The organism is Frigoribacterium sp. VKM Ac-2859, assembly GCF_013204925.1.
Classification (GTDB): Bacteria; Actinomycetota; Actinomycetes; order Actinomycetales; family Microbacteriaceae; genus Frigoribacterium.
The window spans coordinates 847,559-865,432 of the sequence record NZ_JABMLC010000001.1; the positions used below are offsets into that span (position 1 = coordinate 847,559).

15 protein-coding genes are annotated in these 17,874 nt (G+C 72.5%); 4 read left to right on the plus strand and 11 right to left on the minus strand.

Annotation, left to right across the window (positions count from 1 at the left end):
• Position 1: 1 nt before the first annotated feature.
• From HQQ78_RS03935 to HQQ78_RS03950, 4 genes are all read right to left on the minus strand, one after another.
• Positions 2–1,033: a MoxR family ATPase gene (locus HQQ78_RS03935; RefSeq protein ID WP_369794384.1), complete on the minus strand. Its 1,032-nt coding sequence runs from the start codon at positions 1,031–1,033 to the stop codon at positions 2–4.
• Between the two features lie 29 nt (positions 1,034–1,062).
• Positions 1,063–1,545 (minus strand): pantetheine-phosphate adenylyltransferase, encoded by a 483-nt coding sequence (gene coaD / locus HQQ78_RS03940; protein ID WP_173151102.1) that lies wholly within the window; start codon positions 1,543–1,545, stop codon positions 1,063–1,065.
• Between the two features lie 81 nt (positions 1,546–1,626).
• Positions 1,627–3,837, minus strand: a complete 2,211-nt coding sequence (locus HQQ78_RS03945; RefSeq protein ID WP_173151104.1) for an ATP-dependent DNA helicase RecG — start codon at positions 3,835–3,837, stop codon at positions 1,627–1,629.
• Positions 3,838–3,898: 61 nt separating this feature from the next.
• Entirely contained in the window at positions 3,899–5,605 is a 1,707-nt protein-coding gene (locus tag HQQ78_RS03950; protein WP_173151106.1) for an acyl-CoA dehydrogenase family protein, read from the minus strand.
• 150 nt (positions 5,606–5,755) lie between these two features.
• On the opposite strand from HQQ78_RS03950, the gene rsmD reads away from it, so the two are divergent.
• Positions 5,756–6,331, plus strand: a complete 576-nt coding sequence (gene rsmD, locus HQQ78_RS03955) for a 16S rRNA (guanine(966)-N(2))-methyltransferase RsmD (RefSeq protein ID WP_173151107.1) — start codon at positions 5,756–5,758, stop codon at positions 6,329–6,331.
• A 28-nt stretch (positions 6,332–6,359) separates the two neighbouring features.
• Here the strand turns inward: rsmD and thiL are convergent, their stop codons facing one another.
• Positions 6,360–7,379 (minus strand): thiamine-phosphate kinase, encoded by a 1,020-nt coding sequence (thiL, locus tag HQQ78_RS03960; protein ID WP_173151108.1) that lies wholly within the window; start codon positions 7,377–7,379, stop codon positions 6,360–6,362.
• A gap of 24 nt (positions 7,380–7,403) precedes the next feature.
• Here thiL and HQQ78_RS03965 point away from each other — a divergent pair, with 24 nt between their 5' ends.
• Positions 7,404–7,967: a DUF3515 family protein gene (locus HQQ78_RS03965; RefSeq protein ID WP_159826255.1), complete on the plus strand. Its 564-nt coding sequence runs from the start codon at positions 7,404–7,406 to the stop codon at positions 7,965–7,967.
• A 28-nt stretch (positions 7,968–7,995) separates the two neighbouring features.
• Here the strand turns inward: HQQ78_RS03965 and HQQ78_RS03970 are convergent, their stop codons facing one another.
• From HQQ78_RS03970 to leuC, 6 genes are all read right to left on the minus strand, one after another.
• Positions 7,996–9,087, minus strand: a complete 1,092-nt coding sequence (locus HQQ78_RS03970; RefSeq protein ID WP_371740399.1) for a D-alanine--D-alanine ligase family protein — start codon at positions 9,085–9,087, stop codon at positions 7,996–7,998.
• Between the two features lie 168 nt (positions 9,088–9,255).
• Positions 9,256–10,269 carry an NAD(P)H-dependent glycerol-3-phosphate dehydrogenase gene (locus HQQ78_RS03975; protein WP_173152148.1) on the minus strand — a complete coding sequence of 338 codons (1,014 nt, stop codon included), beginning with the start codon at positions 10,267–10,269 and terminating at the stop codon, positions 9,256–9,258.
• A 73-nt stretch (positions 10,270–10,342) separates the two neighbouring features.
• Positions 10,343–11,125 carry a lysophospholipid acyltransferase family protein gene (locus HQQ78_RS03980; protein ID WP_371740342.1) on the minus strand — a complete coding sequence of 261 codons (783 nt, stop codon included), beginning with the start codon at positions 11,123–11,125 and terminating at the stop codon, positions 10,343–10,345.
• 7 nt (positions 11,126–11,132) lie between these two features.
• Positions 11,133–12,500: a UDP-N-acetylglucosamine 1-carboxyvinyltransferase gene (gene murA, locus HQQ78_RS03985; RefSeq protein ID WP_043593953.1), complete on the minus strand. Its 1,368-nt coding sequence runs from the start codon at positions 12,498–12,500 to the stop codon at positions 11,133–11,135.
• Positions 12,501–13,097, minus strand: a complete 597-nt coding sequence (gene leuD, locus HQQ78_RS03990) for a 3-isopropylmalate dehydratase small subunit (RefSeq protein ID WP_056046227.1) — start codon at positions 13,095–13,097, stop codon at positions 12,501–12,503.
• On the minus strand, positions 13,097–14,587 hold the full coding sequence (gene leuC / locus HQQ78_RS03995; RefSeq protein WP_371740400.1) for a 3-isopropylmalate dehydratase large subunit: 1,491 nt from the start codon (positions 14,585–14,587) through the stop codon (positions 13,097–13,099). The genes leuD and leuC overlap by 1 nt, the downstream gene beginning before the upstream one ends.
• A gap of 218 nt (positions 14,588–14,805) precedes the next feature.
• Here leuC and HQQ78_RS04000 point away from each other — a divergent pair, with 218 nt between their 5' ends.
• On the plus strand, positions 14,806–16,305 hold the full coding sequence (locus HQQ78_RS04000) for a PQQ-binding-like beta-propeller repeat protein (protein ID WP_173151111.1): 1,500 nt from the start codon (positions 14,806–14,808) through the stop codon (positions 16,303–16,305).
• Complete coding sequence (locus HQQ78_RS04005; RefSeq protein ID WP_173151112.1) at positions 16,302–17,747, plus strand: PQQ-binding-like beta-propeller repeat protein; 1,446 nt, start codon at positions 16,302–16,304, stop codon at positions 17,745–17,747. The genes HQQ78_RS04000 and HQQ78_RS04005 overlap by 4 nt, the downstream gene beginning before the upstream one ends.
• The last annotated feature ends 127 nt before the right edge of the window (positions 17,748–17,874 follow it).

Here is a 17,874-nt window from a genome sequence, read left to right on the forward strand (position 1 = left end):
GTCAGCGCGCGTCGGCCGCGTCGCCGAGCGGGACGGCGGTCTGCTCGACGATCTCGGCCACGAGGTCGTAGGCCGCCGAGGCGGCACCGGCACCGGCTCGACCGGCGAGGATCACCCGGTGACCGAGGACGGGACCGGAGAGGGCGTCGACGTCGTCGGGGACCACGTAGCCGCGGCCGTTGAGCGCGGCCCAGGACTTCGCCGCACGCATGAGCTGCAGGGTCGCGCGGGGACTGGCCCCGAGCCGCACGTCGGGGTGGACCCGGGTCGCCTGGACGATCCGCACGGCGTACTCCTCGACGGCCTGGGCGGTGTAGACGGTGCGGACGGCGGCGATCATGCGCGTGAGCTCGTCGAGCGACACCAGCGGGCGCAGGGTGTCGAGAGGGCTGACCCGCTCGCGTTGCTGCAGCATGCGCAGCTCGCTGCGGGCGTCCGGGTACCCCAGCGAGATGCGGGCCATGAACCGGTCGCGCTGGGCCTCGGGCAGGTTGTAGGTGCCCTCCATCTCGACGGGGTTCTGCGTCGCCACGACGAGGAAGGGCGACGGGAGGGGATGCGTGATGCCGTCGACCGTCACCTGGCGCTCTTCGAGGCTCTCGAGCAGCGCCGACTGCGTCTTCGGCGAGGCACGGTTGATCTCGTCGCCGATGACGACGTTGGCGAAGACCGGACCGGGCTTGAACTCGAAGCCGCCGCTCTGCCGGTCGTAGACCGAGACGCCCGTGATGTCGCTCGGCAGCAGGTCGGGGGTGAACTGGATGCGGGTCACGGTCGCGTCGACGGCCTTGGCGAGCGCTCGGGCGAGCTGGGTCTTGCCGACGCCGGGGACGTCCTCGATCAGCAGGTGGCCCTCGGCGAGCAACACGGTCAGCGCCGTCGAGATGGCGCCGTCCTTGCCGTCGATGACGGTGGCCACGGCCTCGAGGACGCCCCGTGCCCGCTGCTGGACCTCGTCGAGCGACATCGTGGGACCGGAGCCGGCCGCCCGGACGGCGGCGGGCTCGACGGTGGGGTCGTTGGTCGTGGTCATCGCGGCGTCCTCGTCGGGTGGGGTCGGGGTCAGGTCGTGCTGAGGTAGGCGGCGACGGCCGCCGGCACGTAGGACGACACGTCGCCGCCGAGCGAGGCCACCTGTCGCACCAGCGAGCTCGACACGTGCGCGTGGGCGGGATCGGGCAGCAGGAAGACGGTCTCGACACCGGCCAGACTGCGGTTCATGATCGCCATCGGGGTCTCGTAGGCGACGTCGACCTGCGAGCGGATGCCCTTGACGAGCACGCTCGCCCCGACCTCGGTGCAGTAGTCGACGAGCAACCCGACGCTCCAGCTGTGCACCGTGACGGCGTCGGGCAGCCCCGCCGCCCGGAGCGACTCGGTGAGCAACGAGACCCGCTGCGCCAGGGGCAACAACGCGCTCTTCTCGGGGTTGTGCACCACGAGGACGTGGACCTCGTCGAAGATGTTGGCGGCCCGGGCGATCACGTCCACGTGACCGAGGGTCACCGGGTCGAACGAACCCGGGACGACGGCGATCCTGCTCATCCGGTCACTGTAGCCCGCCGACCCCGGACGGATGCCCAGGGCGAGGACCGGGTCGAGGACGCGTCACGCGTCACCACCGGCTCAGTTCTTGCCCATGGCCTCGCGGCCCCGGTCGTCGAGGCGCCGCGCGATGGCGGCGGCGAGGGCGGGGTGGTCGACCAGGCGGGGATCGGCGTCGAGGACCTCGGCCGCGTGCTCGCGGGCGAGTCCGATGAGGTCGCCGTCACGGGCGACCCTCAGCAGCCGGAGCGACGAGCGGCCGCCCGACTGGAGGTTGCCGAGCACGTCGCCCTCTCGGCGCAGGTCGAGGTCGACCTGCGCGAGTTCGAAGCCGTCGAGCGTGGCCGCGACCGCGTCGACCCGCTCGCGGGCCACGGTGTCGGCCGCCGCGTGGGTGACGAGCAGGCAGAGGCCCGGGTGGCCGCCACGGCCGACGCGGCCGCGCAGCTGGTGGAGCTGCGAGACGCCGAAGCGGTCGGCGTCGAGCACGACCATGGTCGAAGCGTTCGGCACGTCGACCCCCACCTCGACGACCGTCGTCGCGACGAGGACGTCGATGTCGCCGGCCGCGAAGCGGCGCATGACGTCGTCCTTCTCGTCGGACGACATGCGGCCGTGCAGGGGCTCGACCCGCAGGCCCTGCAGCACGGGGATGGTGGGGACCCGGGCCATGACCCCCTCGACGCTGGCGCGTTCCGGTGCCGGTGCGTCGGAGGGCTCGGCGCCGTCGGGGTCGTCACCGGGCGCGACCTCGGCGTCGGGCGGGTCACCCGGTTCGGCCGTCACCGCGTCGATCGCCGGGCACACGACGAAGACCTGTCGCCCCTTCGCGACCTCTTCGGCCGAGCGTTGCCAGATGCGGCCGCCCCAGGTCGGGTGGTCGGCGAGGGGGACGACGAACGACTCGATGGGCTGACGGCCCTTCGGCAGCTCGGCGATGGTCGAGACGTCGAGGTCGCCGAAGACCGTCATGGCCACGGTGCGCGGGATCGGCGTCGCCGTGAGGACGAGCACGTGCGGCGGCGTGGCTCCCTTCTTGCGGAGCGCCTCGCGTTGGTCGACGCCGAAGCGGTGCTGCTCGTCGACGACGACGAGGCCGAGGTCGAAGAACTCGACGGCCTCGCTGATCAGTGCGTGGGTGCCCACCACGACGTGCGCCTGCCCGCTGACGATGGAGAGCAGTGCCTTCTTGCGCTGGGCCACCGTCATCTGGCCGGTCAGCAGGGTCGGGCGCAGTCGGGCGGCGAGGTCGGGCCCGAGGGTGGCCGTGATCGACCGCAGGTGCTGAGCCGCGAGCACCTCGGTCGGAGCCAGCAGGGCCGACTGCCCACCGCTCTCGGCCACGGCGAGCATCGCCCGGAGGGCGACGAGTGTCTTGCCCGAGCCGACCTCGCCCTGCACGAGGCGGTTCATGGGCACCTCGGCCTCGAGGTCGCGGGTGATCTCGTCGCCGACCAGGCGCTGGTCACCCGTCCGCTCGAACGGCAGGGCCGCGTCGAAGGCGGCGAGCAGGCCGTCGGGGGCGGCACGACGGGGGGTCGCGGCCGATCGACGCACGAGGGCCCGCTGTTGGAGCAGCGCGCTCTGCAGCACGAAGGCCTCGTCGAACCGCAGGGTGTCACGAGCCGTGAGGTGGTCACGATCGCTCTCGGGCCGGTGGATGCGCTCGTACGCCTCGGACACGGGCATGAGGTCGAGCTCGGACCGGACCGACGCCGGCACCGCGTCGTCGATCGGCGGCAGTCCGTCGAGCAGCACCTCGACCGACTTCTGCACCTGCCAGGACGCCACGGAGGCGCTGGCCGGGTAGATCGGGATGGGCTGCTTCGCCCACTTCTGGGCCTGCTGGTCGCCGACCCCGGCGACGGCCTCGTGCGAGGCGTCGAAGAGCTCGTAGTCGGGGTGCGCGAGCTGACGGAGCCCCCGGTAGTCGCCGACCTTGCCCGCGAAGATGCCGCGGGCGCCGGGCACGAGGTCCTTCGCCCGCCAGGCCTGGTTGAAGAAGGTGAGCGTGAGGATGCCCTGGCCGTCGCCGATGCGCACCTCGAGGATCGACCCGCGCCGGGCCCGCATCGTGCGTTCGCGGACGTCGAGCACCTGGGCGACGATGGTGACGGACTCGCCGAGCGGCAGCTGGTCGAGGGCGGTGAGCTCGCCCCGACGGGCGTAGCGCCGAGGGAAGTGCGTCAGCAGGTCGCCGACCGTGCGCAGGCCGAAGGCCTTCTGCAGGGCGGTGGCCGTCCGGCCGCCGAGGGCCCCGGCCAGCGACGCGTCGAGCGGTGAGTCGGGCACGCACACCACGCTAGCGCGCGCCCCCGACAGCGCCCGCCCCCGGCGGACGCGCCGCCCGGCGTCAGAGGGTGAAGGAGTACCCGCCGGAGGCGCGGGTCGCCTTCGCGAGGTCGGCCCCGTGCCCGTCGTCGTTGACCTCGAGGGCCCTCAGCTGCCGCCCCACCCCGCGCGCGGACTGCTTGCAGAAGCCGACGGCGAGGTGACGCTCCGCGTCGGAGTCGGCCCGCGCCTCCTGGAGGGCCGTCGAGGCCCGCGACAGGACGGCCGTCTGCGCGTAGATGCCGCTCGCCGCGTCGGCGAGGCGCTTCTGCACGAGCTGCTTCTCCTGCACCTTCTTGCCGTGCTTGCGGAGGGCGCCCTCGGTGCGCTCGCGCAGCCGCGAGACCTGGTCGCCGAGCTCGGCGGCCTGCTTGGCGAGCGCGGGATGGACCCCGACCGGCCGTTCGGGCCGGATGCGGCGCTGGACGCGGCCGGCGACGTACGGCGCGAGCACCCCGAGCGCCCGCCCGGGGTCGCCGATGCGGAGCGACGCCACGTCGGGCAGCTCCTCGCTGAGGGTCTTGAGCCCGTTGAGGGCGACGAACGCGCGGAGGACGTCGTTGGCCCCCTCGAAGATCGGGAAGATCCGGAAGTCGCGCAGGGCCTTCGACAGCGGGTGAGCTTCCATGTACGCCTCGCCGCCGTGCAGCTGGACGGCCCGGTTGAGGGCGTACCAGCCGGTGTCGCTCGCCGCGACCTTGGTCAGGGCGGACTCCAGGGCGAAGTCGGTGTCGCCGCGGTCGACGAGGCCCGTGGTCAGGTACGACATCGATTCGACGCCGTAGATCTGCTGGGTCATCCACGCGAGCTTGTCGCCGACCATCTCGAAGTCCGCGAGCGGTCTGCCGAACTGGTGACGCGTCTCCGTGTGCTCGAGGCTCAGCTCGAGGAACCGCTTCATGCCGCCCGCGATGGCCGTGCCCATCGACATGCGACCGTTGTTGAGCGTGTTGACGGCGATGCGGAAGCCGTCACCGGGCTCGCCCAGCAGGTTCTCGGCGGGCACGCGCACGTCCTTGAAGTGCACCCGCTGCAGGTGGTTGGCCTTGAGGCCGTGCGTCTCGAACCGCGGGCCGGCGCTCAGCCCCTCCATGCCCTTCTCGACGATGAGCGCGACGTGCCCGAGGTCGCTCTGCGCGAAGACCGTCAGGACGTCCTTGTCGCCGTTGCCGATCCACCGCTTCTCTCCGTTCAGCAGCCAGCTGCCGTCGCTCTGCCGCTCGGCGCGGGTCTCGAGCGCGTAGGCGTCGCTGCCCACGTTCGGCTCGGTGAGCACGAACGCCGCGAGCTTGCGGCCGCTCGCCAGGTCGGGCAGCCAGCGGGCCTTCTGGTCGTCGGTGCCGAAGAGGTGCAGCGGCTTGGTGCCGATCGACTGGTGCACCCCCATCACCGTGGCCAGGGTGCCGTCGACCCGACCGAACTCCTCGTACACGCGGCAGTAGGCGCTCTGGCCGAGCCCGAGGCCGCCGTACTCCTCGGCGACGAAGAGTCCCATCAGGCCCCGCTCGCCCAGCTCGCGCACCAGGTCGTCGCCGATCCACCCCTCGCGTTCCGCCTTCAGCGGGTCGTAGCCGGCGAGCACCTCGCGGGCGGACGCGGACACCGTCTCGACCCGGGACTTCTCGGCCGCCGTCATGTGCGGGTACGGGAAGGCGAGTTCGGAGGCGATGCGCCCCGCGAACAGCGACTTGGTGAACGAGGGCCTCACGGTGCGATCGACGCTGGTCATGGGACCCGATGCTGCCGACGCGGGCGGGCGGCGACAACTCGGTTGTGCAGGTCCGACGACCGGGCGCGGGAGTCGACGGTCGCGCGTTGTCGGGATGCTCGAACCCGACGGGCGACGGGTGGCGGGCGTCGACCTGGCAAGGTTGACCCCATGTCCCGCATCATCTCCGGCTTCGCCGACAACCTCTCGCTCGTCGTCCCCAAGGTCGGGACGCGGCCCACGAGCGACCGGGTCCGCGAGGCGCTGTTCTCGTCGCTGGACGCGCGCGACGAGATCCGGGGTCGGCGCGTCCTCGACCTCTACGCCGGGACGGGCGGCCTCGGGCTCGAGGCGGCGTCGCGAGGAGCCGCCTCGGTCGTGCTGGTCGAGAAGGCCCCGGCCGCCGCGAAGGTGCTGCGTCGCAACGTCGAGTCGGTGCTGGCCCGGGCTCCCCGCCCGCCGCGCGGCACTCCCCCGCGCGTCGACGTCGTGACCCAGCCCGTGCGGTCCTACCTCGAGGGCGGCTCGGCTCTCGTCGACCTCGTCTTCTTCGACCCGCCCTACGAGTTGTCGGCCGCCGACCTCACCGCCGACCTCACGGCCCTGCTGCCCTCGCTCGACGATCAGGCCCTCGTCGTCGTCGAGCGCGCCTCGCGCGACGGCGAACCGGGCTGGCCCGAGGGCCTCACCCTCGACGTGAAGAAGCAGTACGGCGACACGACCGTCTGGTTCGCGCTGCGCGACTGACCCCCCGCAGGAGGCGCGGGTCGGCTCGTCAGCCCTGCGCCCCCGACCACAGGCGGTACGGGTCCCACCCGCCGGCCTCGCCGGGTTCGGAACCGTCGACGATGACGCGGGGCGCGCCTCCTGCCGGATCACGGACCGTGCCGACGGCGCGGAACCCACCGGGCAACGCCACGTCGGGCGGGAACGTGGCGAACAGGGAGTGGTCCTCACCACCCGAGAGCGCGAGCCGTGGGTCGTCGCCGAGGGCAGGGCCCCACAGGTCGACCACGACACCGCTGGCGCGGGCCACCCGACCGGCGTCGAGGGCGAGGCCGTCCGACAGGTCGAGCATGGCGGTCGCCCCTGCCAGCGCCGCCGAGCGGCCGTCGGCCACGGGCGGGGTCGGGGCGAGGTGCCAGCCGACGTCCGGGTCGCGCTCGCGCAGGGCGGCGGCCGCGGCGGTGTCGGGCGACCCGTCGTGGTCGACGCCGAGACGGAACAGCAGGTCGAGCCCCCGCGCCGAGCGGCCGAGCGCGCCCGACACGGCGACGACGTCGCCGACGCGCGCCCCGTCCCGCCGCACGGGCGCGCGCCCCTCGAGGTCACCGAACGCCGTCACCGCGACCGTGAAGGTCGGCGACACCGAGAGGTCGCCGCCGACGACCCCCGCGCCCGGGGCCATCACGGAACAACCCGCGCGCAGACCGTCCGCGAAGGCCTCGAGTTCGGTGATGCCCGTGTCGCCGGGCACCGCGAGGGCGACCACCAGCGCCGTGGGCCGAGCGCCCATCGCCGCGACGTCGGACAGGTTCGACGCCGCGGCCTTCCAGCCGAGGTCGTACGACGTCGACCACGCGCGCCGGAAGTCGGGGCCGTGCACCATGAGGTCGGTCGTCACGACGAACCGACCGTCGGGCGCCGCGACGACGGCGGCGTCGTCGCCGGGACCGAGCAGCGTGTCGTCGCCGCGGGGCAGGCGGGGCAGGATGCGGGCGAGGGTGGCGAGCTCGCCGACGCCCTCGACGGTGTCGGCGTCGTCCGGGCGGGGGTCCGTGGAGCGTCGTTCCATGTGCTGAACGGTAGCCTGGATGCGATGTCGAACCCGTCCTCGCGCCTCACCGCGCGCCTCCGTCCCCGCCTTCGCGTCCCGGCCCTCGTGCTCGTCGGGGCCGGTCTCGCGACGACGCTCGTCGGCTGCTCGCAAGCGGTCCCGATGCAGCCCGCCGCGGGGGCGAACGACCCGGCCTGCGCGCAGGTCACCGTCCACCTGCCCGAGGTCGTCGACGACGGTCAGGACCGCCGCGAGACCGACGCGCAGGCGACCGGCGCCTGGGGTTCGCCGACGAGCGTGCTGCTGCACTGCGGCGTCGAGACGCCCGCTGTGTCCGACCTGCCCTGCTACGACATCCAGGGCGTGGACTGGCTCGTCGACCAGGACCCCGACGACGCCGACACCTCGATCCTCACCACGTACGGCCGTGAGCCGGGCGTTCAGGTGATCGTCGACACCACCAAGGCGAACGGCGGCAACGTGCTGCGCGACCTGGCCGACTCGGTCGGTTACCTGCCGAACGACGGCAAGGAGTGCGTCGGTGCGGGCGACCTGCCGGGCTCGGCCGGATCGGCCGACGACCCGTCGGCGACACCCACGCCGTAGGCCCGGTGGCCGGGACGGACGGGCTCCGTCAGCGCTCGGTCTCGAGGCCGAGGGCGATGAGCTCGTCGATCAGCTCGGGGTAGCTGAGTCCGCTCGCGAGCCAGCAGGCGGGGAACATCGAGATGGGCGTGAAGCCGGGCATCGTGTTGACCTCGTTGACGACCCAGCCGTCGTCGGTCAAGAAGAAGTCGACGCGGGCGAGGCCCGTGCCGTCGATGGCCTCGAAGGCCAGAGCGGCGAGACGCTGCATCTCGGTCAGGTCGCCGGGTGCGAGGTCGGCGGGGCAGACCAGGTCGGCCCCGGGGGCGCCGAGGTACTTCGACTCGAAGTCGTAGAACGTGTCTCCGGCGAGGACGATCTCGCCCGCGACCGAGGTGCGGGGAGGCGCGCCGTCGCGTCCGCCGAGCACGGCGCACTCGATCTCGCGGCCGACGACCGCGGACTCGACGAGCACCTTGTGGTCCTCGGCGAAGGCCTTCCGCATGGCCGCCGGGAGGCCGGCGGGCGAGTCGACGCGCGACACCCCCACGCTCGACCCGGCTCGGGCGGGCTTGACGAACATCGGGTAACCGAGCGCCTCGACGTCGGCGGCCACTCGCTCGGGCGCGGCGTCCCAGTCCCGACGACGCACGGTGCGCCAGGGGGCGACGACCACGCCGGCGGCCTGCAGCACGGTCTTGGTGAAGTGCTTGTCCATGCCGAGCGACGAGGCGAGCACGCCCGCGCCGACGTAGGGCAACCCGGTCAGCTCGAGCAGACCCTGCACCGTGCCGTCCTCGCCGAACGGACCGTGCAGGATCGGGAACACCACGTCCACCTCGCCCAGCAGACGCGTCGTGCCGTCGGGCTCGGTGACGGTCAGCTCGCGGGTGGTGGACGACTCGGGCCAGTGGATGCGGGTGCCGTTGTCGACGACGGTCGGCAGCGTCTCGGCGTCGAGCTCGAACCGTGCCGCGTCGTCGGGCTGGAGCGTGAACGCCCCCTCGACGGTGATGCCCACGGGCACCACGTCGTAGCGGGAGCGGTCGATCGCCGAGAGGACTCCCCCGGCCGTCGCGCAGCTGATCGAGTGCTCGCTCGAGCGGCCGCCGAAGAGGACGACCACGACGGTCTTCGCCACCCCGGGGGCCGAGGCGCCGACCGACGAGGCATCGGTCGCGGCGACGCGCGGGGTCGTGGTGGGCTCGGTGCTCGCCATGAGGGGCCTTTCGTCGGTGTCACGGCCCGCGGGCCGACCCGCGGTGGGCGGGCTCTGGTCGTCACGCGCCCCGGCACGGCCGACCAGCGGTCACTCGCCCTGCGGCTCGTCCGTCTCGGTCAGGTGCGGGGCGATGTTGCGCGGGTCGAGTGTACCGGCGAGCACCTCGGCCACCTGTTGGACGATGGGCATGTCGACGCCGCGGGACCGCGCGAGTTCGAGGATCGGAGCGACCGAGGCCAGTCCCTCGGCGGTCTGGTTCATCTGGCGAACGACGTCGCCGAAGGCGTAACCCTGACCGAGCAGTCGACCCGCGGTGTTGTTGCGCGAGAGGGGCGACTCGCACGTGGCGATGAGGTCGCCCAGGCCGGCGAGACCGGCGAGGGTCTCGGCCTTGGCCCCGAACGACACCGCGAACGCGGTCATCTCGGCCAGTCCGCGCGTGATGATCGAGGCCTTGGTGTTCTCGCCGTACCCCACGCCGTCGACGATGCCGATGGCGACCGCGATGAGGTTCTTGAGGACCCCGCCGAACTCGGTGCCGATCACGTCGGTGTTGACGAACGAACGGAAGTACGGGTTGGTGGCGGTGGCCGCGACCAGGGTCGCGGTGTCGAGGCTGTACGACGACACGACCGCGGCCGTGGGCTGCCGCTTCGCGATCTCGAGGGCGAGGTTGGGGCCCGACGCGACGGCGATCAGGTCGCGGTCGATGCCGAGCTCGGCCTCGATCACCTCGCTCATGCGCAACCCGGTGCCCTTCTCGACGCCCTTCATCAGGCTGACGACCGGCACCCCGGACGGGACCATTCCGCGGATGGCGGTCAGGTTGTCGCGGAGCGTCTGGCTGGGGACCGACAGGTAGACCTGCTCGGCACTCGCCAGAGCCTGTTCGACCGAGGGGGTGGCGACGAGGGTGCGGGGCAGGTTGATGCCCGGCAGGTAGTCGCTGTTGCGCTTGCTCTCGGTGATCTCGCGGGCCACCTCGGGACGGCGGGCCCAGAGCGTGACGTCCGCGCCCCCCTCGGCGAGGACCTTGGCGAAGGTCGTGCCCCAGCTGCCCGACCCCAGGACGGCGACCCGGCGCGGGATCGAGTCGCGCATGACGATCGAGATCGCCTCGGTCGTGACCGCCCCTTCCCCGAGGGCCTCGATGGCGCCTTCGCGTGACTCGGAGCTACTCAAAGCGGCCTGTCTCCTTCTGATGGTTCTTGGTGGGGTTCCAGCGTTCGGCGGGTGCCTTCTCGCCCCGCAGCCGCTCGACCAGCTCGGTGACGGCGTCCATCACCAGGGCGGTGGCGGCCGTGACCGAGGCCTGGTCGAGGGGACGATCGCGGAAGGCCGAGAGGTCGACGGGGTCGCCGATCACGACGGTGATGCGCTTCCGGGGGAAGGCGTGCAGCCGACTCGAGTAGCGACCCATGAGGTGCTGACTGCCCCAGTGCGCCATCGGGACGAGCGGCACCCCGGCGGCGAGGGCGAGGCGCACGGCACCGCTCTTGCCCTTCATGGGCCAGAGGTCGGGGTCGCGGGTGAGGGTGCCCTCGGGGTAGACGATCACGCCACCGCCCCGGGCGACGAGCAGACGCCCGGCCGCCAGGGGGTCGTGGTCGTGGGTGCGACCCGCCCGCTCGACGGGGATGTGCCCCATCGCGTGCATCATGCGACCGAAGATGGGGACCCGGAAGAGGGACGCCTTCGCGAGGAAGCGCGGCACCCGCCCGAGAGACCACATCACACGGCCCACGACCACCGGGTCGATGTTCGTGTAGTGGTTCGGGGTCAGCACGAACGCACCCTCGGCCGGCAGCTTGTCGCCGTCGACGATGTCGATCCGGGCCATCAGGTCGAAGAGCGGTGCCGCCGGAGTCGCGAGGACGCGGAAGAACGCACCCTTCTCCTTGCGACGCCTCCGCGCCGGGACCGGGACGACGGGAGCGTCGGGGTCGGCTGTCGACACCGGCCGATCAGCCCTTGAAGTCGAAGTCGGCGCCCAGCTTGCGCAGCTTCGCGATGAAGTGCTCGTAGCCGCGGCTGATGATGCCGACGTTGCTGATCTTGGACTCGCCTTCGGCGGTCAGGGCCGCGATGAGGTGGCTGAATCCGCCCCGCAGGTCGGGAACGCGGATGTCGGCACCGTGCAAGGCCGTCGGTCCGTTGATGACCGCGGCCTGCTCGAACTCGCGACGCGCGACGCGACGGTCGTGGTCGGGCAGTCCGTCCTTGTGCACCGTGATGTCGGCGCCCATGTCGTTGAGGGCCTCGGTGAACTGGAAGCGGTTCTCGTAGACCGTCTCGTGCACGACCGAGGTGCCCTGCGCCTGCGTCAGGGCGACGATGAGCGGCTGCTGCCAGTCGGTCATGAACCCGGGGTGGACGTCGGTCTCGACGACGACGGGCTTGAGCTCGCCACCGGGGTGGAAGAAGCGGATGCCGTCCTCGTGGACGTCGAAGTCGCCGCCGACCTTGCGGAAGACGTTGAGGAACGTCATCAGGTCTTTCTGGTCGGCGCCCTCGACGAAGATGTCGCCCTTGGTCGCGAGTGCGGCCGAGGCCCAGCTCGCGGCCTCGTTGCGGTCGTTGATCGCCCGGTGCGTGTAGCCGCGGAGCTTCTCGACGCCCTCGATGAAGATCACGCGGTTCGGCTCGACCGAGACGACGGCGCCCATCTTCTGCAGGATCGCGATGAGGTCCATGATCTCGGGCTCGATGGCGGCGTTGCGCAGCTCGGTGACGCCCTTGGCGAGGACCGCGGTCAACAGCACCTGCTCGGTGGCCCCGACGCTCGGGTAGGGCAGCTCGATGTTGGCACCGGTGAGCCCGTCGGGCGCGGTGAGGTGGATGCCGTTGTACGACTTGTCGACGACGGCGCCGAAGGCGCGGAGGGCGTCGAGGTGGAAGTCGATGGGCCGGTCGCCGATGCGGCAGCCGCCGAGGTCGGGGATGAACGCCTCGCCCAGACGGTGCAACAGCGGCCCGCAGAAGAGGATCGGGATGCGGCTCGACCCGGCGTGGGCGTCGATCTCGGCGAAGTGGGCGGACTCGACGTTGGACGGGTCGAGGATCATCTCGCCGCGGGCCGGGTCGGTGATGCGCACCCCGTGGACCGAGAGGAGGCCGCGGACGACGTTGACGTCGCTGATGTCGGGGACGTCCTTGAGGATGCTGGGGGTGTCTCCCAGGAGGGCGGCGACCATGGCCTTCGTGGCGAGGTTCTTGGCACCGCGCACCTCGATGCGACCGATCAGCGGTTTGCCGCCCCGGATGACGATCTCATCGGAGGTGAGCCCCACACGGGCACCTGCTGCTGCTGCGTCTTGGACGAGAGAGTTCACTTACTTCACCGGCAATGTCTTCGGGCGCCAGGCGGCGCGGCGGGATTCGAATTCTGTGATGGCCGCTTCGTCGCGGAGGGTCAGGCCGATGTCGTCGAGGCCTTCGAGGAGTCGCCACTTAGTGTAGGCATCGACTTCGAATCCGACGGTGAGGCTGCCGACCGTGGCGGTCTGCGCCACGAGGTCGACCGTGATCTCGACGCCGGGCTGCCGGTCGATCTCGGCCCAGATGCGCTCGACGTCGTCCTCGGCGACGGCCGCCGCGAGGAGCCCCTGTTTGCCGGAGTTGCCTCGGAAGATGTCGCCGAACCGCGAGCTGATGATCACGTCGAAGCCGAAGTCGCGCAGCGCCCAGACGGCGTGCTCTCGGCTCGAGCCGGTGCCGAAGTCGGGTCCCGCGACGAGGACGCGCGCGCCCTGGAACTCGGGTCGGTTCAACACGAACTCGGGGTCGTTGCGCCACCCGAAGAAGAGGGCGTCCTCGAAGCCGGTCTTGGTGACCCGCTTGAGGAACTGCGCCGGGATGATCTGGTCGGTGTCGACGTTAGAGCGTTTCAGCGGCGCGGCGACGCCGGTGACGGTGGTGAACTTCTGCATCAGCGGACCCCTGCCCGGTCGGTGCCGTCGGCGAGGACGGGTTCGTCGGACGCGCGGACGGTGGTGGAGGCCGCCGCGTCGTCGTCGGCCTGGAGGTCCCACGGCGAGGACAGCGTCCCGCGCACCGCGGTGGCCGCGGCGACCAGGGGCGACACGAGGTGCGTCCGACCGCCCTTGCCCTGGCGACCCTCGAAGTTGCGGTTCGAGGTCGACGCGCATCGCTCGCCCGGTGCGAGCTGGTCGGGGTTCATGCCCAGGCACATCGAGCACCCGGCGAAGCGCCACTCGGCACCGAAGGCGGTGAAGACCTCGTCGAGCCCCTCGGCCTCGGCCTCGAGGCGGACGCGAGCCGACCCCGGCACGACCATGACGCGCACGCCCTCGGCCTTGGTGCGCCCGCGGATGATCGACGCGAACGCCCGGAGGTCTTCGATGCGGCTGTTGGTGCACGACCCCATGAACACCGCGTCGACCGGGATGGCCTTCATCGGCGTGCCGGCCTCGAGGGCCATGTACTCGAGCGCCCGCGTCGCCGCGGCCTTCTCGTTGGGGTCGACGACGGTCTCGGGGTCGGGCACGGAGTCGCTGAGCGACACGCCCTGGCCCGGGTTGGTGCCCCACGTGACGAAGGGCTCGAGCGTGTCGGCGTCGAGGAAGATCTCGGCGTCGAACACCGCGTCGTCGTCGGTCGGCAGGGTGTCCCAGTAGGCGATCGCCTCGTCCCAGTCGGCACCCGTGGGGGCGTGCGGACGACCCTGCAGGTAGTCGTACGTGGTCTGGTCGGGAGCGACCATGCCGGCCCGGGCACCCGCCTCGATCGACATGTTGCAGATCGTCATGCGCCCCTCCATCGAGAGGGCGCGGATCGCGCTGCCGCGGTACTCGAGCACGTAGCCCTGCCCGCCGCCGGTGCCGATCTGCGCGATGACGGCGAGGATGATGTCCTTCGCGGTGACGCCGGGGCGCAGCGTGCCCTCGACGGTGACCGCCATCGTCTTGAAGGGCTTCAGCGGCAGGGTCTGCGTCGCCATGACGTGCTCGACCTCGCTGGTGCCGATGCCGAAGGCCATGGCGCCGAAGGCCCCGTGGGTCGAGGTGTGCGAGTCGCCGCAGACGACGGTGATGCCCGGCATGGTCAGTCCGAGCTGCGGGCCGACGACGTGCACGATGCCCTGCTCGGCGTCGCCCAACGGGTGCAGGCGGACGCCGAACTCGGCCGTGTTGCGACGGAGCGTCTCGATCTGCGTGCGACTGGTGAGGTCGGCGATCGGCTTGTCGATCGCCAGCGTGGGCGTGTTGTGGTCTTCGGTGGCGATAGTCAGGTCGGTGCGACGCAGCGGCCGATCGGCCTGGCGCAGTCCGTCGAACGCCTGGGGGCTGGTGACCTCGTGCACGAGGTGGAGGTCGATGTAGAGAAGGTCGGGGGCGCCGTCTTCGCCCTTGACGACGACGTGGTCGTCCCACACTTTCTCGGCCAGCGTCCTACCCACGGGCACGCCCCTTCTCCTGTATCGACGGAAAGATGATCCGTGGAGTCTACGCCAGTGCCTCCGGCACGTTTCTCGACGGTCGTGGGGTGAACCCCGCCCCGAGGGCGGCCATTCCCGGCGCACCCGGGGGCTGCGGCGAGCGCGTGGGACGAGGGCTCCGAATAGCATGACGACACCCGTCGGGCGGACGACGGCTGCGCTCGACGAGGAGGCCGACCATGAGCCACCCCGAGCGCGCACGCGACCACCCCGGGGAGGCGCGGGTCGTCGGTCGCTGGCACCGCGCCTCCCCGGGTCGTCGCGTCGCCGCCGTGCTCGGCGCCCTGGTGGTGGCGTCCACGCTCGTGGCCGCCGGGGCGGTCTCGGTGGCTCCGCACTACGGGGACGGCCGTCCGTGGACGGGGCTCGCGGTCGACGACCTCAGGCGGTCGCCGGACGCGACCGGTTGGACGCTCGACCTGGCGGCGACGCTCGCCCCCGACGCCCCGCGGCGCTGCCTGAACTTCTGGACCTCCCCCGCGGTCGACGGACTCGTGGCGGTCGGCACCTCGGTCGACCTGGACTTCGGGGACGCCTTGGGGGCGCCGGCCTGCCGCTCGTACGCGTCCGAGGCGAGCACGAGCCTCGTCGGGCTGGTCGAGACGGCCACGGGCACGGTCCGCTGGGTGCACGACCTGGCCCGCGACGTCCCCGACACCGACGCCCTGAGCATCCCCGCGACGCAGGTCGTCCCCTCGGCCGGTCGCGTGCTGGTGCAGACGCAGACGACGGGGGCGACCGTGCTGGCCGCCCTCGACCTGCGCGACGGCTCGCTCGTCGAGTCGACCCGCGGCCGACGCGACCTGCCGAGCGTGAGCGTCGACTCGCGGGGACCCCTGCAGTTGCGCACCTTCTCGGGCATCGCCGGGTCGGGCGATCGGTACCAACTCGTCGAGGCCTCGCGTCTGGCCGACCCGGTGTGGGAGGGCGGGGTCGACTCGGGCAGTTCTCCGGCGCTGCTGAACGACGGCGCCCTCGTGTCACGGGGCGGTGAGACCGTGTTCGTCGACGCCGCCACGGGCCGGGAACGTCCCTTCGCGGCCTCACCGGACGAGATCGCCGTGCCGCCCGTCGGCTCGCCCGTGACGACCGGGGACGGGCGCCGCATCGTCGCCTTCGGCATCGAGAGGACCAGGGCCAACGGCACCGTCGAGGCGCTCGACGAGGACGGGGAGGCCGTCTGGAGCCGACCCACCTCCGGGCGCCGCCTGGCCGTCACGCCGTCCTGCGTGGTCGTCGTCACCGACGGCGACACGGCCGCGGAATGCCTCGATCCCCGCGACGGCTCGGTCCGCTGGAGGACCGACCTCGGCGCCCCGTTCGCGGTCGAGGCCGTGCCGGGTCAGCGCGCGACCGACGTCTTCGTCGTCGTGCAGCGGTCGGGCGGGTCGCGCCTGCTCGCCCTCGACGGCGCCGACGGGCACACCCGCTTCAGCTCGTCCGTGGGGCTGCTCGACGACCTCGCGGCGGCGGGCCGGTCGGTGCTCTACCTGCAGACGGAGGACGGTCGCTCGTCGGGGCGGGAGGTCGCGGCCCTCGACCTGGACGACGGTCGGCCGCTGTGGGCGACCTCGTCCTCGGGCACCGTGGTGTTCTGGGGCGGTCATCTCGTGCGCATCGACGACCAGGGGGTCGCCCGACGACTCGTGGACACCGCCCGCGTCGGGGCGACGTCGTGAGGGCGGGGCGTCGTCTCGCCGTGGCCTACGCCGCCGTGGTCCTGGCGACGCTGGCGACCACGGTGCTGGTCGCGCCGACGCAGCCCGAGTACGGGTCGGACCCGCCGTGGCAGGGCATCGCCGTCGACGACCTCCGGCAGGAACCCGGCACCACCGGGTGGCGCGTCGACCTCCGTGCCGCTCTCGCCCCCGGGGCCCCCGCCGAGTGCCTCCGCTACCGGGCGACGCCCGTCGCGCAGGGGCTCGCACTCGTGAGCGCGGCCGGGGCCTGGACCTACGGATTCGCCAACGACGGCGACTGCGCCACCCCGACCCAGGGGGTCGGCACGCGCATCGGAGCGCTCGACGTCGACCGCGGCACCTTCCGCTGGGTGCACGACGTCGCCGACGACCTCGCCGGGCTCGGCCTGACCGGCCCGGCACTCGTCTCGTCCGTGACGGCGGTGCACGAGGCGGGACTCGTGCTCGTCCGGGCGTCGGTCGACGGCGAGCAGGTGCTGATGACGTTGTCCGTCGAGACCGGGCGACCCGTCGAGGTGGTCGAGACCGGTTCGGCGGGTGACGGGGACCAGTTCCAGACCGTGGGGGCCGTCGTGGTGACCGGTCGACAGCAGGGCGTCGGCGGCGTCTACCGCTACGACCTGCGCGACGCCCGTGACCTCGACCGCGTGACGTGGAGCGGACCCGCCTCGACCACGGGCGTCGCCCTCGCGCTGAGCGACCGGTTGGTCGTCGCGCGGGCCGACGGCTCGGTCCAGGTCGACCTCGCCACCGGTACCGAGCGCCCCTGGGCGGCACGGCTCGACCGTCTCATCGGCTACGTCGTCCACGACGACGTCGTCTACGCCCCCCGAGGAGGCGCGGCCACGGGACGAGGCGACGCCGGCTTCGTCGCGTTGACCGCCGACGGCGAGCGCCTCTGGAGCTCGGACCGGGACGTCCGGGGCGGCTACTCGGTGACACGTTCCTGTCTCGCCGTAACCGACGTGCGCGCGCAGACGGTGACCTGCCTCGACCTCGCGACGGGAGACGTGCGGTGGACCGACCCGGCGTCGAGCTCGTCCGCCGTCGACGGCCTGCCCGGCCAGACCGACGACCGCGTCTTCGCGACGGCGACCGCCGCGGGCCCGGGGCCCGTGGTGGTCCGTGCGCTCGACGGCTCCAGCGGCTCGGCCGGCGCCCGCCTGTCGCTGCCCGACGGAGCCGTCCTCGCGGCGGCGGGACGGACGGTCGGCTACGCCCTGGCCTACGGCACCTCGGGTGGGCGGTCGACCCTCGTCGCGTTCGACCTCTCGAGCGGGCGCGCCCTCTGGGAGCACGCCGCGGAGCTGCAGGTCTACGCCTGGGCGGGGCGGCTGGTGGACGTGGACGTCGAGGGGGTCGCGCGGGTGCTGGTCTCCCCCGAGCGCGTCGCGGTCCCGGCGGGCTCGTCCGGAGGGTGACGCCTCGGCCGCTCGTTCGAACGCGTGTTCGAATCGGGCGTAGGGTGTCGGCACGAGCCTCCCCTTCACCGCCTCGCTGCTCGACGGCCTGTCCGACGGCCCCGACCTCGCGCCACTCGGCGCGCGC